General features: G+C 64.1%; 12 protein-coding genes and 1 tRNA gene. All 13 read left to right on the top strand.

What is annotated here, in order from left to right:
* Window positions 1-1,340 (top strand): GNAT family N-acetyltransferase (locus MH112_RS06035; RefSeq protein WP_365786381.1); only part of this gene is annotated, 1,340 nt, incomplete at its 5' end.
* A gap of 10 nt (window positions 1,341-1,350) precedes the next feature.
* Complete coding sequence (locus tag MH112_RS06030; RefSeq protein ID WP_296565227.1) at window positions 1,351-2,280, top strand: transcriptional regulator; 930 nt, start codon at window positions 1,351-1,353, stop codon at window positions 2,278-2,280.
* A gap of 465 nt (window positions 2,281-2,745) precedes the next feature.
* Window positions 2,746-2,821: transfer RNA gene (locus MH112_RS06025), tRNA-Trp, on the top strand.
* An 84-nt stretch (window positions 2,822-2,905) separates the two neighbouring features.
* Complete coding sequence (gene secE / locus MH112_RS06020) at window positions 2,906-3,211, top strand: preprotein translocase subunit SecE (RefSeq protein WP_296565224.1); 306 nt, start codon at window positions 2,906-2,908, stop codon at window positions 3,209-3,211.
* A 6-nt stretch (window positions 3,212-3,217) separates the two neighbouring features.
* Window positions 3,218-3,784, top strand: a complete 567-nt coding sequence (nusG, locus tag MH112_RS06015; RefSeq protein ID WP_296565222.1) for a transcription termination/antitermination protein NusG — start codon at window positions 3,218-3,220, stop codon at window positions 3,782-3,784.
* A gap of 114 nt (window positions 3,785-3,898) precedes the next feature.
* Window positions 3,899-4,243, top strand: coding sequence for a GxxExxY protein (locus tag MH112_RS06010; protein WP_296565220.1), 345 nt, complete (start codon window positions 3,899-3,901; stop codon window positions 4,241-4,243).
* 199 nt (window positions 4,244-4,442) lie between these two features.
* Window positions 4,443-4,874 (top strand): 50S ribosomal protein L11, encoded by a 432-nt coding sequence (gene rplK / locus MH112_RS06005; protein ID WP_296565218.1) that lies wholly within the window; start codon window positions 4,443-4,445, stop codon window positions 4,872-4,874.
* A 5-nt stretch (window positions 4,875-4,879) separates the two neighbouring features.
* On the top strand, window positions 4,880-5,569 hold the full coding sequence (gene rplA / locus MH112_RS06000; protein WP_296565216.1) for a 50S ribosomal protein L1: 690 nt from the start codon (window positions 4,880-4,882) through the stop codon (window positions 5,567-5,569).
* Between the two features lie 417 nt (window positions 5,570-5,986).
* Entirely contained in the window at window positions 5,987-6,502 is a 516-nt protein-coding gene (rplJ, locus tag MH112_RS05995; protein WP_296565215.1) for a 50S ribosomal protein L10, read from the top strand.
* A 45-nt stretch (window positions 6,503-6,547) separates the two neighbouring features.
* Window positions 6,548-6,928 carry a 50S ribosomal protein L7/L12 gene (rplL, locus tag MH112_RS05990; RefSeq protein ID WP_296565213.1) on the top strand — a complete coding sequence of 127 codons (381 nt, stop codon included), beginning with the start codon at window positions 6,548-6,550 and terminating at the stop codon, window positions 6,926-6,928.
* Window positions 6,929-7,051: 123 nt separating this feature from the next.
* Window positions 7,052-7,615, top strand: coding sequence for a GNAT family N-acetyltransferase (locus tag MH112_RS05985; protein ID WP_296565211.1), 564 nt, complete (start codon window positions 7,052-7,054; stop codon window positions 7,613-7,615).
* A gap of 304 nt (window positions 7,616-7,919) precedes the next feature.
* Entirely contained in the window at window positions 7,920-11,990 is a 4,071-nt protein-coding gene (gene rpoB, locus MH112_RS05980; protein WP_296565208.1) for a DNA-directed RNA polymerase subunit beta, read from the top strand.
* Window positions 11,991-12,085: 95 nt separating this feature from the next.
* Window positions 12,086-16,279 carry a DNA-directed RNA polymerase subunit beta' gene (rpoC, locus tag MH112_RS05975; RefSeq protein WP_296565207.1) on the top strand — a complete coding sequence of 1,398 codons (4,194 nt, stop codon included), beginning with the start codon at window positions 12,086-12,088 and terminating at the stop codon, window positions 16,277-16,279.
* Window positions 16,280-16,516: the final 237 nt, after the last annotated feature.

The raw sequence follows: 16,516 nt of genomic DNA, 5'->3' as shown, positions 1-16,516 counted from the left end.
CAAGACCAAGGGCCGCCGGGGGAAACCCCGGCGGCCTTTGCCATTTCGAAACCTCGACGTGGTTCCCTAGGCCAGAAGCGCTCTCCCTGTCGGCTGTTCAGCCTGGAGAGGCCGAGCTGAAGGAGCGCGCCGGCATGGGGCCTGGACTGAACGTCGAGACGCGGACGGTGGCCGAGCTGAGCGAGGCTGAGCGGACCCTGTGGGCGCAGTTCCGGGCCGCTAACCCTGCGCTCTACAGCCCCTATTTCGACCTGCGGTACATTGAGGCTGCGGCCCAATGGGCGCCGGGCGCGGCGGTCGCCGTGGTCCGTCTCAACGGGCAAACGGCAGCCTTTCTTCCCTTCCAGCGACGGGGCGGGCTGCTGCAGCCGCTCGGTGCGCCGATGACCGATTATCATGGTCTGATCGCCCGCCCAGACACCGGGATTGACCTGCGCGAAGTGATCGGCGCCCTTGGTGCCCGACGCTACCGGTTCAGCGGTCTCATGGGATTGCCCCCTGAGCGGGCCACCCAGGCCGAGGCGCGTCCAGCCATGCTCGCGGACCTGCGTCAGGGCTATGAGGGGTATCTCGCCGACCGAAAGGCCGCCGGCCATTGGAACTATGTGAAGGACAAGCAGCGCTGCATGCGCCAGCTGGTCAAGGCCCATGGCCCGGCCAAGTTCCGCTGGTCAAAGGATCCCGATGATCTGGCCCGGCTGATCGATGGGAAGCGTGACCAGATGCGCCGCACGGGTCAGCATGATGTCTTCGCCACATCCTGGACCCGGGGCTTGTTGATGAGCCTGGCCGAGATCGACAGTCAGGACTTTGGTCTGCGGGTCGCCGTACTCGAGGCCGGCGGGCGGCAGATCGCGGCCGAGGTTGGCCTGTTGTCGGGTGACACCTATCACTTCTGGTTCCCGATCTATGATCGCGACTTCGCGCGATTTTCCCCAGGGGCCCTGCTGTCCTATGAGACCCTGAGCGTTCTGGCGGAGGAGGGGGTCAGTTTCGCCGACTTCGGACCCGGTGCCGAAAGCTACAAGCGCGTGTTCGCCGATCCGGGTCCTGACGTCCTGGAAGGCGACATTCACATCGATCCCTTCATCACAGGGCTGCGCGAGTTGGTGCGCCATGCCCGCGAGGCGCATCCCCAGGTCCATGGGCGCCTGGCGTCGGCCTATCTGCGCCTGGATCGGCGGCTTGATCGCATCACGGCCTGCGAGCCGGGCCTGGAAGGGCAACTGACGGCTATGGGGCGATCGCTTGGTGCCCTTGGGCGGCGACATCGCCGCCTGAGCATCGGCCTGGGCGCTGGCCTGTCGCTGGCCAGCGCGGGCCTGCTGATCTCGGAATAGGAAGACGCCGATGAAACTGGAAGCTGTCTCGGGCCCTGTGGAGCCCAACCTTGTCCCGGCCTGGACCACTGATCAGTGCGCCCAGTTCCGCAAGGCGCCCATGACCTTCGCCCACCGGCTGGCGGAGACAGGGTTGTTCGAGGACGAGGCCCTGGCGGCGCTCCTGGACCGCTATCCCGATGAGCTCTTCGATATCAACATCTACGACTTTGATGACGAGGGTCAGGCTCGCCTGCGCACCGGGGTTCGCGGTCGGCTCCCCGGTGATCAGGTCCTTGAGGGCATCAAGGGGGGGCGGGTTTGGGTGAACCTGCGCCGGATCGAGGCCAACCATGAGGCGCTGCGTCCGTTCATCCAGGCGGCGTTCGGTGAGATCAAGGCCAGGCTGCCGGACTTCAACCCGGTCCAGCTCAATGGGCAGCTGATCCTTTCGGCACCCCAGGCCAAGGTGCCTTTCCATGCCGATCCCCCCGGTGTGTGTCTGTTCCACATGCGGGGCCGCAAGCGGATCTGGATCTATCCCGCTGATGAGGAACACATGCCCCAGACTGGCATGGAAGACATTCTGCTCAAGCAGCAGACCGAGGAGTTGCCCTATCGCCGGGACATGGACCGCGTGGCGGAGGTCTTTGATCTGTCACCGGGCATAGCCATCACCTGGCCGCTGCACGCCCCGCACCGGATCGAGAACCAGGAGGGCTTCAACGTCTCCCTGTCGGTAGATTTCCAGACCTGGGGCTCGCGGATTCTCAACGGGGCGCATTACGCCAACGGCATCCTTCGCCGCAAAGGGCTGCCCGTCGCCGCCATGTCGGCCACACCCATGGCCGCCCGCGTCGGTCTCTGGGCGGCGTCTCTGGCGATGAAGCGGATCAGCCTGGTGGAGGACAAGATCGTCAACCTCGACCGCAGCTTTGAGCTGGATGGGGTCAAGACCTGACCAGGGTGGGCTCTCAGTCGTCCCGATTTGACTTTGAGGCCGCCGGGGCCTGATCACCCTTAGCGGGGGCACCCGTGTCTGGGTCGGTTCGGGTCTTGTCGCTGTGGGTTGTCTCTTCCGCCCCAACCGGCACATAGGCTGAGGTTGGCGGTGAGCCAGAACGCTGTGCAGCGTCACGGTTCCGGTCATGGTCCGGCGAACCGTCCGCAGGCACCTTGCTGTTTTGATCTCTGGTGTCTTTGGGCGATTGATCGCGCATCGGGAAGCTCCTGGGGCGGGCTGAAGGTCTCCAACAGAACGCCGCCAAAGCCGCTTTGATCCAACTTGCCCGTGCGGGCGCCCCCTGCTAAACGAGCCGGCTCCGGTGATGAACCGCGCGCGCCGGCGGCTTTCCGCTTTCCGGCGCGATGTTTATTGTTCGGAGCCACGACCGGGCGTCTGTAAAGACGGCGGGTTGGGGCGTGTAGGAGTGTAGCTCAGCTGGTAGAGCATCGGTCTCCAAAACCGAGGGCCGGGGGTTCGAGTCCCTCCACTCCTGCCATCATCTACGACTATGAAGCCATGAACCGCGCGGGCGGGGGTCGATCACCAGCCGCCGCCCTCAAGTAGAAAGTCGCTATCCTCGATGGCCAGGAAACCGGGCGCCACCCCGCAAGCGATGAGGAACCGCGCCGCCAAGACGGCGGCGGCCATGTCCTCGGGCTCGCCGCTCGCCGACTCTGCGCCGAAGAAGAAGACCTCACCGGGTCAGTTCATGCGGGAGGTCCGCGCCGAAGGGCGCAAGATCACCTGGACCACCCGCAAGGAGACCTGGATCACGTCGGTCATGGTCGGGATCATGGTCGTTCTGGCGGCGATCTTCTTCTTTGGCGTCGACTTCATCATCGGCTGGCTGATGGGCTTGATCCTCCAGTTCGCCAACGCGGGATAACCGAGAATGAACGCTGAAACCGCGGGCGCCGTCGCGCCGACCAACCACAAGTGGTATATTGTCCACGCCTATTCCAACTTCGAGAAGAAGGTGAAGGAGTCGATCCTCGAGCAGGCTCGCAACCAGGGTCTTGAGGACCAGTTCTCCGAGGTGCTGGTGCCCACTGAGGATGTGGTTGAGATCCGCCGTGGCCGGAAGATCAACACCGAGCGTAAGTTCTTCCCAGGCTATGTGCTGGTGAAGATGAACCTCACCGATGAGGCCTATCACCTCATCAAGAACACCCCGAAGGTGACGGGCTTCCTGGGATCGGGTGCCAAGCCGCTGCCGGTCTCCGAAAAAGAAGTGGCCCGCATCATCGGTGCCATCGAAGAAGGTGTGGAGCGGCCCAAGCCGACCATCAGCTTCGAGATCGGCGAACAGGTTCGTGTCACCGACGGCCCCTTCGCCAGCTTCAACGGCTCGGTGGAACAGGTCGACGAGGAACGCACCCGCCTGCGCGTCACCGTCTCCATCTTCGGCCGCGCCACGCCGGTGGAACTCGAATACAGCCAGGTCGAAAAAACCAGCTGATCGGGCTTTCTAGCGTTCAATCCCTTTGCGAACCGACGCGAGGCGAAATTGAACCACGAAGGACACAAATAGCACAAAGGCCTCGATGCGCGCATCGAGGCTGTCGGCCGTGAGGTGATCGACTCAGGCTTGAAGGTCCATCGCGTCTTGGGCCCTGGGCTACTGGAGTCAGCTTATGAGACATGCCTTGCGTTTGAGCTTACGAGTCGTGGAGTACGGTTAGCTAGGCAGCTTCCTTTGCCTATGGTCTACGAGGGCCAGCAACTGGATGCGGGCTACCGGTTGGACCTGCTGGTCGAGGATTGCGTCATCGTCGAAGTTAAGGCCGTCGAGGCGCTTTCGCGCCTCCATGAGGCACAGATCATCACCTATCTCCGACTGTCGGGGCATCGGCTAGGCTACCTAATGAATTTCAATGTGCCCCTGTTTAGGCAAGGCGTGCGCCGCTTCGTACTCTGAGCCTTCGTGCTCTTTGTGTCCTTCGTGGTGAATAGGGCTCGCCGCTACGCCGCTTGCCGACCTTGCGCCTCGCTGATAGAAGCGCGGGCTTCGCCGGGCGGCCCTTGGGTCGTGCGGCTCAAATCCGTGGGAGGGGGCTGGCCAGCCATAACCCCGCACCACGGCTCAACAGGCCGGACGTCCGGCCAAAGAGGAGAAGATGGCCAAGAAAATTCTGGGCTATATCAAGTTGCAGGTGGCCGCTGGCTCCGCAACGCCGTCGCCGCCCATCGGGCCGGCGCTCGGCCAGCGCGGCGTCAACATCATGGGCTTCTGCAAGGAGTTCAACGCCCGTACCGAGAAGGAAGTGAAGGGCACGCCCCTGCCGACGGTGATCACCGTCTACCAGGACAAGAGCTTCACCTTCGTCACCAAGACCCCGCCGGCGACCCACTACATCAAGCAGGCCGTGGGCATTAAGTCCGGCGCCAAGCTCACCGGCCGCGAGACCGTGGGCAGCATCACTCGCAGCCAGCTGCGCGAGATCGCCGAAGCCAAGATGAAGGACCTCAACGCCAACGACGTCGAGTCCGCCGCCCGCATCATCGAGGGCTCTGCCCGTTCGATGGGCCTTGAGATCGTGGAGGCTTAAGGACCATGCCTAAGCAAGCAAAGCGCATCCAGGCCTGGACCGGCGATCGTCTGGCCAGCCATGCCGTCCAGGACGCCATTCGCCTGGTCAAGGAAAACGCCAAGGCCAAGTTCGACGAGTCCATCGAGATCTCTGTCAATCTGGGCGTTGATCCCCGTCACGCCGACCAGCAGGTCCGCGGTGTGGTGAACCTGCCCTCCGGCACCGGCCGTGATGTCCGCGTCTGCGTCATCGCCAAGGACGCCAAGGCCGATGAAGCCACCGCCGCTGGGGCCGACATCGTCGGCGCCGAAGAGCTGGTGGAGCGCATTCAGGGCGGCTTCATGGAGTTCGACCGCGTGATCGCCACCCCGGACATGATGGCCCTGGTGGGCCGTCTGGGTAAGGTGCTGGGCCCCCGTGGCCTGATGCCGAACCCCCGCGTCGGTACCGTGACCCCCAACGTGGCTCAGGCCGTGAAGGACGCCAAGGGCGGTGCCATCGAGTTCCGCACCGAAAAGACCGGCATCATCCATGCGGGCATCGGCAAGGCCAGCTTCTCCGATGAAGCCATCCTGGCCAACGTCAAGGCTCTGGTGGACGCCCTGAACAAGGCTAAGCCCTCAGGCGCCAAGGGCACCTATGTGAAGAAGATCAGCCTGTCTTCGACCATGGGCCCTGGCTTCCGGGTCGAGACCGGCTCCGTCGGCGTGTAAGTCGTCTGGCCTTGGCCAGACAGAGACGAGGGGGAGTTGCGGCGACGCAGCTCCCCTTTTTCGTGGGCGTTGCACACCGGCCTAGGGTGCTGTAAGAGCCGCCCCTCTATGAATTCGCCGCTCCGCAAGGAGGGGCGGGGACTGGAAGCGCCCAAGCGGGGGCTTCCGATCCTGTCCAAGAACTGCGGGGTCCGGGGGTCGCCTGGACCATAAGCGTGGAAGAGCCCTTCCACACTCGCGGGGAGACGGGAAGATGACGCCGATTTAGCCCATTTCCGCATGGCGGTTTGGGGCGCGACGGCTGCGGCTTCTCTCACAGGACAGGCTTGATGGTTCCGAGGCGGGGTCTTCCCTGCCGCGTGGCCGTCGAACGGCGTCTGGAATGGTCCAGGCGTCGCACCTGAGTAGGAGACCGCAATGGACCGCGCTCAAAAGCAGGAAGCGATCGAGACGCTCAAAAGCGTCTTTGCCGAATCCGGCGCCGTGGTCGTGACCCACAATCTGGGTCTGACCGTTGCGGAAATGACGACTCTCCGGGGCCGCCTGCGTGAGCAGGGTGCCCAGCTGAAGGTGGTGAAGAACACTCTGGTCCGTAAAGCGCTGAACGGTTCGGTGGGTGAGGCGGGCGATGCCCTCTTCGTCGGCCCCGTCGCCATCGCCTACGGCCCCGATCCGGTCTCCGCCGCCAAGGTCGCCACTCAGTTCGCCAAAGAGAACGACAAGCTCGTGATCATGGGCGGCCTGATGGGCACGCAGGTTCTGGACAAGACCGGGGTGAGCGCGCTTGCGACTCTGCCCTCGCTCGACCAGCTCCGCGGCAAGATCATTGGCCTCGTCCAGGCGCCCGCGACCAAGATCGCCGGCATCCTGCAGGCGCCGGCCGGTCAGCTGGCCCGCGTCATGGGCGCATACGCCGCCAAAGACGCCGCCTGATCGTCATTTTCCCGACATCCCCAATCTCTCAAGGATCAAAATCCCATGGCTAACCTCGAAAAGATCGTCGAAGACCTGTCGGCTCTGACCGTCCTGGAGGCCGCTGAGCTCTCCAAGATGCTGGAAGAAAAGTGGGGCGTTTCCGCCGCCGCTCCGGTGGCCGCTGCGGCTCCCGCCGCCGCTGGCGCCCCGGCTGAAGCCGTCGAAGAGCAGACCGAGTTCACTGTCGTCCTGACCGGCGGCGGCGACAAGAAGATCAACGTGATTAAGGAAGTTCGCGGCGTGCGTCCGGACCTCGGCCTGAAAGAAGCCAAGGACCTGGTGGAAGGCGCTCCCCAGAACATCAAGGAAAACATCTCCAAGCAGGAAGCTGAAGAGATCAAGAAGAAGCTCGAAGAAGCCGGCGCCTCCGTCCAGATCAAGTAATCTGGCGGCGCAAGCTGTGCGCTATTCAGCGGGCCCGGGGGGAAACCTCCGGGCCCGTTTCCATGTCAGGGGCTGACCTGGACCTGCGCTTTCCAACATTGCAGTGCCAGGGTAGATCGGCTCATGCCTGTCACGCTTGAGACCCCCAGCCTGGACCTGCTGCCCGCCTATGCCGACGCGCTTCGGCGGGGCTGGTCGTCTGACAATGTGCGGGGCAAGGCGGCGGCTGACGAAGAGCTCGAGCGCATCGCCGCCGATCCGGAGGCCTTCGTCCGGTCCCTGGACAATCCTGACGGTGGCGGCCCTCCCGTCATGCGGCTTGACGGCACCCTGGGCACCCGCCTGCCCAGCATCCGGCGCTGGATCTGGGACGATGGGTTCTGCGGCGCTATCGGTCTGCGCTGGGGACCGGGCGGCGGACCGCTGCCCGACTGGTTTCCCTATGGCCATATTGGATATGCCGTACCGTCCTGGCGGCGGGGCAGGGGCTATGCCACGGAGGGGCTGAGGCAATTGCTGCCAGAGGCCCGGGCTCGGGGTCTGGACCACGTGGAATTGACCACTGACGCCGACAATCCGGCGTCCCAGAAGGTGGTGATCAAGAACAGCGGCTATCTCGTGGCGCGCGAGCCGGGCGGAACGCTCCACGGTGGGGCGGAGCTTCTGCGCTGGCGGATTGATCTGTAGCTGAGGCGCCGCCCGACAAGGTTCCTCGGCCGCCCCAACTTTTCTGTGGATGGGGGCTTCCCAAGGGGTTGCAAACGTCTTAAGTGGCGGGCTCCGCGAAATTCCGATTCAGCTTTGACGCGAGTCTTCGCACGTTCCGTCTCCGAGGCATGGTCCGTCGCCCTCCGACCATGCGAGGGAGCGTCCCCGACGTAAAGGGGACATTTCCAGCGTCCGGCCCCCGGCGATCCGGGGGTTGAGGGTGGACGCAGGATGACACTTACGGCGCGCTGGCCTGACGCCCGCGCGCGCTCAAGGGAATAAAATGGCGCAATCCTTCACCGGCAAGAAGCGGATTCGGAAGTCTTTCGGCCGCATCCCCGAAGCTGTGCAGATGCCGAACCTGATCGAGGTTCAGCGCTCGTCCTACGAACAGTTCCTGCAGCGTGAAGTCCGCCCGGCCGACCGCCGGGACGAGGGGATCGAGGCAGTCTTCAAGTCCGTCTTCCCGATCAAGGATTTCAACGAGCGCGCCGTGCTCGAATATGTGTCCTACGAGTTCGAGGACCCCAAGTACGACGTCGAGGAATGCGTCCAGCGGGACATGACCTATGCCGCGCCGCTGAAGGTCAAGCTGCGCCTCATCGTGTTCGAAACCGATGAAGAGACCGGCGCCCGCTCGGTGAAGGATATCAAGGAGCAGGACGTCTATATGGGCGACATCCCGCTCATGACGGAGAAGGGCACCTTCATCGTCAACGGGACCCAGCGGGTCATCGTCTCCCAGATGCATCGCTCACCGGGCGTCTTCTTCGACCACGACAAGGGCAAGACCCATTCCTCGGGCAAGCTGCTGTTTGCCGCCCGGGTGATCCCCTATCGCGGTTCCTGGCTCGACTTCGAGTTCGACGCCAAGGACATCGTCTATGTCCGCATCGACCGTCGCCGCAAGCTGCCGGCCTCGACCTTCCTCATGGCGCTGGGCATGGACGGGGAGGAGATCCTCTCCACCTTCTATGAGACCGTGACCTTCGAGAAGCGCGAAGGCGGCTGGGCCACGGCCTACAAGCCCGACCGCTGGCGCGGGGTGAAGCCGGAGTTTCCGCTGGTCGACGCCGAGACCGGCGAAGAGGTGGCCCCTGCCGGCCAGAAGATCTCCGCCCGTAACGCCAAGAAGTTCGCTGACGCGGGTCTCAAGACCCTGCTGCTGGCGCCGGAGGCCCTGACCGGCCGCTACCTGGCCGCTGACATGGTCAACCACGAGACGGGCGAAATCTACGGCGAGGCCGGTGACGAGCTCGACGTGACCTTGCTGGGGGCCCTGGAAGAGCAGGGCTTTACCAGCTTCGACGTGCTGGACATCGATGAGGTTACGGTGGGCGCCTACATGCGCAACACCGTCCGGATCGACAAGAACACCGCCCGTGAGGACGCCCTGTTCGACATCTACCGGGTCATGCGCCCGGGTGAGCCGCCGACGGTGGAAGCCGCCGAGGCCATGTACAACAGCCTGTTCTTCGATTCCGAGCGCTACGACCTGTCTTCGGTTGGCCGGGTGAAGATGAACATGCGTCTGGAGCTGGACTGCCCCGACGACGTGCGCGTGCTGCGTAAGGCCGACGTGCTGGCCGTGCTCAAGACCCTGGTGGGTCTGCGGGACGGTCGCGGCGAGATCGACGACATCGACAACCTCGGCAACCGCCGGGTCCGCTCGGTGGGCGAACTTCTCGAAAATCAGTACCGCGTTGGTCTGCTGCGCATGGAGCGCGCCATCAAGGAGCGCATGTCCAGCGTCGACATCGACACGGTCATGCCCCACGACCTGATCAATGCGAAGCCGGCGGCCGCGGCCGTGCGGGAGTTCTTCGGCTCCTCGCAGCTGTCGCAGTTCATGGACCAGACCAACCCGCTGTCGGAAATCACCCACAAGCGCCGTCTCTCGGCCCTTGGCCCCGGTGGTCTGACCCGGGAGCGCGCGGGCTTTGAAGTCCGCGACGTGCACCCGACCCATTATGGCCGGATCTGCCCCATTGAGACCCCGGAAGGCCCGAACATCGGCCTGATCAACTCGCTGGCCACCCACGCGGTGGTCAACAAGTACGGCTTCATCGAAAGCCCGTATCGCCGGGTCAAGGACGGCAAGATCACCGACGAGGTGGTCTACATGTCGGCCATGGAAGAGGCCAAGCACGTCATCGCCCAGGCCAACATCAAGCTGCTCGACGGCGAGATCGTCGATGACCTGGTGCCCGGCCGCGTGAACGGTGATCCGACCCTGCTGCCCAAGGACACCGTCGATCTGATGGACGTGTCGCCCAAGCAGGTCGTCTCCGTCGCCGCCTCGCTGATCCCGTTCCTTGAGAACGATGACGCCAACCGCGCCCTGATGGGCTCGAACATGCAGAAGCAGGCCGTGCCGCTGGTCCGTACCGACGCCCCTCTCGTGGGCACCGGGATGGAAAGCGTTGTGGCCGTGGACTCCGGTGCCGTGGTCGTGGCCCGTCGCTCAGGCGTGGTCGAGCAGATCGACGGCACCCGGATCGTCGTCCGGGCCACCGAAGAGACCGACCCCACCAAGCCGGGCGTCGACATCTATCGCCTGCAGAAGTTCCAGCGCTCCAACACCTCCACCTGCATCAACCAGCGTCCGCTGGTGCGGGTGGGCGACCGGATCGCCGCAGGCGATGTGGTGGCCGATGGCCCGTCCACTGAGCTTGGCGAACTGGCTCTGGGCCGCAACGTGCTCGTCGCGTTCATGCCCTGGAATGGCTACAACTTTGAGGACTCCATCCTCATCTCCGAGCGCATCGTGCGCGATGACGTCTTCACCTCGATCCACATCGAGGAGTTCGAGGTCATGGCCCGGGATACCAAGCTCGGTCCTGAGGAAATCACCCGCGACATTCCCAATGTCGGTGAGGAAGCCCTGCGCAACCTCGACGAGGCCGGCATTGTCGCCATCGGTGCTGAGATCCAGCCGGGCGATATCCTGGTCGGCAAGGTGACGCCCAAGGGCGAAAGCCCGATGACCCCGGAAGAAAAGCTCCTGCGGGCCATCTTCGGCGAGAAGGCTTCTGACGTCCGCGACACCTCGCTCCGTCTGCCGCCTGGCGTGTCGGGTACGGTGGTCGAAGTGCGGGTGTTCAACCGCCACGGCGTCGACAAGGACGAGCGCGCCATGGCCATTGAGCGGGCCGAAATCGACCGTCTGGGCAAGGACCGCGACGACGAGTTCGCCATCCTGAACCGCAACATGACCTCGCGTCTGCGCGAAATGCTGGTGGGTAAGGTCGCCGTCTCTGGGCCCAAGGGCCTGGGTCGCGGCGAGATCTCGGCTGAGAAGCTGGGCGAGATCGCGCCAGGTCTCTGGTGGCAGATTGCCCTTGAGGACGAGAAGGCCATGGGCGAGCTGGAGGCCATGCGCCGCCAGTTCGACGAGGCCCGCAAGCGCCTCGACCGTCGCTTTGAGGACAAGGTCGACAAGCTGCAGCGGGGCGACGAATTGCCCCCGGGCGTCATGAAGATGGTCAAGGTCTTTGTGGCGGTGAAGCGCAAGCTGCAGCCCGGCGACAAGATGGCCGGCCGTCACGGCAACAAGGGCGTCATTTCCAAGATCCTGCCGATCGAGGACATGCCGCATCTGGAAGACGGCATGAACGTCGACATCGTTCTGAACCCGCTGGGCGTGCCCTCGCGGATGAACGTGGGCCAGATCTTCGAAACCCATCTGGGTTGGGCTGCGGCCGGCCTTGGCCGTCAGATCGCCGACCTGCTGGAGGCCTGGCAGAATGGTGGACAGCGTCAGGCCCTGATCGACTGGCTGCGGGACATCTACGGTCCCGAGGAAGAGCTGCCCGAGAGCGATGAGGACCTCATCGAGCTTGCCCGCAACCTCTCCAAGGGCGTGCCCTTCGCCACCCCGGTCTTCGACGGCGCCCATATCGACGACATCGAGAACCTGCTGGAGAAGGCCGGTCTCAACCGCTCGGGCCAGGTGATGCTGTACGACGGTCAGACCGGCGACCAGTTCAAGCGCCCGGTTACGGTCGGCTACATCTACATGCTGAAGCTGCACCACCTGGTGGACGACAAGATCCACGCCCGCTCCATCGGCCCCTACAGCCTGGTCACCCAGCAGCCCCTGGGCGGCAAGGCCCAGTTCGGCGGCCAGCGGTTCGGGGAGATGGAGGTCTGGGCTCTGGAAGCCTACGGCGCGGCCTACACCCTGCAGGAAATGCTGACGGTGAAGTCCGACGACGTGGCCGGCCGGACCAAGGTCTACGAGTCCATCGTGCGCGGCGACGACACCTTCGAAGCCGGTATCCCCGAGAGCTTCAACGTGCTCGTCAAGGAAATGCGTTCGCTCGGCCTCAATGTGGAGTTGGAGAACAGCTGACCGCTGCCTTCAACCCCCGCCGCCCTCCTTGCGGGGGGAGGGGCCGTCAGCCCCTCCCTCACGCCTTCCAGAATGACTGACGAACTGGAAATCTGATGAACCAGGAAGTCCTGAATATCTTCAATCCGGTCCAGGCCGCTCCGAGCTTCGACCAGATCCGTATCGCCCTGGCCTCCCCCGAAAAGATCCGCTCGTGGTCCTTCGGCGAGATCAAGAAGCCCGAGACCATCAACTACCGGACCTTCAAGCCCGAGCGTGACGGTCTGTTCTGCGCCCGTATCTTTGGCCCGACCAAGGACTACGAATGCCTGTGCGGCAAGTACAAGCGCATGAAGTACAAGGGCATTATCTGCGAGAAGTGCGGCGTTGAGGTCACCTTGGCCCGGGTCCGCCGTGAGCGGATGGGCCATATCGAACTGGCCAGCCCGGTCGCCCACATCTGGTTCCTGAAGTCCCTGCCGAGCCGCATCTCGATGATGCTCGACATGGCCCTGAAGGACGTGGAGCGGGTGCTCTACTTCGAATACTACATCGTCACCGAGCCGGGCCTGACCCCGCTGAAGCAGCACCAGCTGCTGTCGGAAGACGACTACATGCGCTTCCAGGAGGAGTTCGGGGACGACAGCTTCACCGCCGAGATCGGTGCCGAAGCGGTCCAGGGCCTGCTGAAGGCCATCGATCTGCCCAAGGAAGCTGAGCGGCTCCGTGAGGACCTGCTCACCACCACCTCAGAAATGAAGCTCAAGAAGACGTCCAAACGTCTGAAGCTCATCGAGAGCTTCATCGAGAGCGGCAATAAGCCCGAGTGGATGGTGCTGTCGGTGGTGCCGGTGATCCCGCCGGAACTGCGCCCCCTGGTGCCCCTGGACGGTGGCCGCTTCGCCACCTCCGACCTCAACGACCTCTATCGCCGGGTCATCAACCGCAACAACCGCCTCAAGCGCCTGATCGAGCTGCGGGCCCCGGACATCATCATCCGCAACGAAAAGCGGATGCTGCAGGAGTCCGTCGACGCCCTGTTCGACAACGGCCGTCGTGGTCGGGTCATCACCGGCGCCAACAAGCGGCCCCTGAAGTCCCTGGCGGACATGCTGAAGGGCAAGCAGGGCCGGTTCCGTCAGAACCTGCTCGGCAAGCGCGTCGACTATTCCGGCCGTTCGGTCATCGTCGTCGGCCCTGAGCTGAAGCTGCATGAGTGCGGTCTTCCCAAGAAGATGGCGCTGGAGCTCTTCAAGCCGTTCATCTATGCGCGCCTGGACGCCAAGGGCCTTTCGGGCACCGTCAAGCAGTCCAAGCGCATGGTCGAGCGCGAGCAGCCGGCGGTCTGGGACATCCTCGACGAGGTGATCCGCGAACACCCGGTGCTCCTGAACCGCGCGCCCACCCTGCACCGCCTCGGCATCCAGGCCTTCGAGCCCAAGCTGATCGAGGGCAAGGCCATCCAGCTGCACCCGCTGGTCTGTACCGCCTTCAACGCCGACTTTGACGGCGACCAGATGGCTGTCCACGTGCCGCTTTCCCTGGAAGCCCAGTTGGAAGCCCGCGTGCTGATGATGAGCACGAACAACATCCTGTCGCCGGCCAATGGTCGCCCGATCATCGTGCCGTCGCAGGATATCGTGCTCGGTCTCTACTATCTGTCCCTCGTCAAGGATGGCGAGCCGGGCGAAGGCAAGGTGTTCGCTGACCTCGGCGAAATCGAAGCGGCGCTGAACGAAGGCGTCGTGACCCTGCACTCCAAGATCCGCTGCCGCTATACTGAGATGAACCCCGAGGGTGAAGTGGTCCGCCGGATCATTGAAACCTCGCCCGGGCGGATGAAGATCGCAGCCCTGTTCCCGCTCAACGCCGCGGTCAGCCACAAGCTGCTTGAGAAGAACCTGACCAAGAAAGAAATCGGCAATCTGATCGACACCGTCTACCGCCACTGCGGTCAGAAGGCGACGGTCATCTTCGCCGACCAGATCATGGGGCTGGGCTTCCGCGAGGCCGCCAAGGCCGGCATCTCCTTCGGCAAGGATGACATCGTCATTCCGCAGCGGAAGAAGCCGATCGTCGAGGAGACCCGCAGGCTGGTTGAGGAGTACGAGCAGCAGTACGCCGATGGTCTGATCACCAAGGGCGAGAAGTACAACAAGGTCGTTGACGCCTGGGCCAAGGCCACCGACCGGGTCGCCGACGAAATGATGCGCGAGATCTCCGAAGGGGTGAAGGGCGCGGACGGTCGTGAGTCTGAGATCAACTCGGTCTTTATGATGTCCAACTCCGGCGCCCGGGGCTCTCAGGCCCAGATGAAGCAGTTGGGCGGCATGCGCGGCCTGATGGCCAAGCCCTCTGGCGAGATCATCGAGACGCCGATCATCTCGAACTTCAAGGAAGGCCTGACCGTTCAGGAGTACTTCAACTCCACCCACGGGGCCCGTAAGGGTCTGGCCGACACCGCCCTGAAGACCGCCAACTCTGGCTATCTGACCCGCCGTCTGGTGGACGTGGCGCAGGACTGCATCATCACCGAGGAAGATTGCGGCACCACCCGGGGCATCACCCTGGGCGCCGTGGTCGAAGGCGGCGACGTGCTGGTCTCGCTCGGCCTGCGGATCCTGGGCCGCTCGTCGGCCGAGGACATCAAGGACCCCAATACGGGCGAAGTGGTCATCCCCGCCGACACCTATCTCGATGAGAAGATGATCGAGCTGGTGGACGCTGCGGGCGTGCAGTCGGTGAAGGTCCGCTCGGTCCTGACCTGCGAGACCAAGACCGGCATCTGCGCCACCTGCTATGGCCGCGACCTGGCCCGCGGTACCCCGGTGAACATCGGTGAAGCCGTCGGCGTCATCGCTGCCCAGTCCATCGGCGAGCCCGGCACCCAGCTGACCATGCGGACCTTCCACATCGGCGGTACCGCCCAGGTGGCCGAGCAGTCGTTCTTCGAAAGCGCCAATGAAGGCGTGGTGAAGGTCATCGGCGGCAATGTGGTCCAGGCCGGCGACGGCGAGTTCGTGGTCATGAACCGGAACCTGCAGATCATCGTGCAGGTCGATGGCAAGGACCGTGAATCCTACAAGCCGCCCTATGGGGCGCGCCTGAAGGTCAAGGACGGCAACAAGGTCAAGCGCGGTCAGCGCCTGGCCGAGTGGGACCCCTACACCACCCCGATCCTCACCGAAGTGGGCGGTCGCGTCCGCTTCGAGGACCTGGTGGAGAACGTCTCGGTCCGTGATGAGGCCGATGAGGCCACCGGCATTTCCAACCGTGTGGTGACCGACTGGCGCGCGTCCACTAAGGGCAGCGATCTGCGTCCCGCCGTGGGGGTCATCGACTCTGACGGTGCCTTCAAGCGCATCGCCAATGGTGGTGAGGCCCGTTACCTGCTGCCGGTGGGAGCCATTCTCTCCGTCGGCGACGGCGATGAGGCCAAGCCGGGCGAGGTCCTGGCCCGTATCCCCACCGAAGGCGCCAAGACCCGGGACATCACCGGCGGTCTGCCGCGGGTGGCCGAACTGTTCGAAGCCCGTCGGCCGAAGGACTGCGCGGTCATCGCCGAGATGGACGGCCGGGTCGAGTTCGGGCGCGACTACAAGAACAAGCGTCGGATCAAGATCACCCCGGAGGACGGCGGCGAGCCCGTCGAATTCCTGATCCCCAAGGGCAAGCATATTGCCGTCCACGATGGCGATACGATCCGCAAGGGCGAGTACATCATCGACGGTAACCCCGACCCGCATGACATCCTGCGGATTCAGGGGATCGAGGCCCTGGCCGAGTTCCTGGTGGACGAGATCCAGGAGGTCTATCGCCTCCAGGGCGTGCCCATCAACGACAAGCACATCGAGACCATCGTCCGCCAGATGCTGCAGAAGGTGGAGATCCTCGAGACCGGTGACACCGGCCTGCTCAAGGGCGACCACCTCGACAAGATCGAAGTGGACGAAGAGAGCGCCAAGGCCGAGGCTCGCGGCGGTCGTCCGGCGATTACCCAGCCGGTTCTGCTGGGGATCACCAAGGCTTCGCTGCAGACCCGCAGCTTCATCTCTGCGGCGTCGTTCCAGGAGACCACCCGCGTGCTCACCGAGGCTTCGGTCCAAGGCAAGCGCGACACCCTGGAAGGCCTCAAGGAGAACGTCATCGTCGGCCGGCTGATCCCTGCCGGCACCGGCTCCTACCTGCGCAACCTCCAGCGCATCGCCGCCAAGCGCGATGAGGCCCTGGCCGCCAGCCGCGAGACCACCATGGAGCCCCTGCCGGAGGTAATCGCCGCCGAGGCCCAGGCCGAGACGATCGAGGTCTAGGTCTCAGGGCCCGCCCAGGGCACCTTGCCAAGGCAGACAGACGGCCCGGGGGCAACCCCGGGCCGTTTTTCGTGTCGCCCGTACTCCTAGCCGGTGCGAAGGGACCCAAGGGGCACCCTGGATGATGTTCCCTTATGATCGACGCTCTGCGTAAATTGAACGCCGTAGGCCCTAGTCACAACGGAGCGGTCCCATGCGTGGACTTTGGATTATCGCAGGTGTCGCCCTGGCGCTGGG

The sequence above is a fragment of the Phenylobacterium sp. genome (assembly GCF_022402485.1).
In the GTDB taxonomy this organism is placed as follows: domain Bacteria; phylum Pseudomonadota; class Alphaproteobacteria; order Caulobacterales; family Caulobacteraceae; genus Phenylobacterium.
This window is presented reverse-complemented; position numbering and strand designations above follow the sequence as displayed.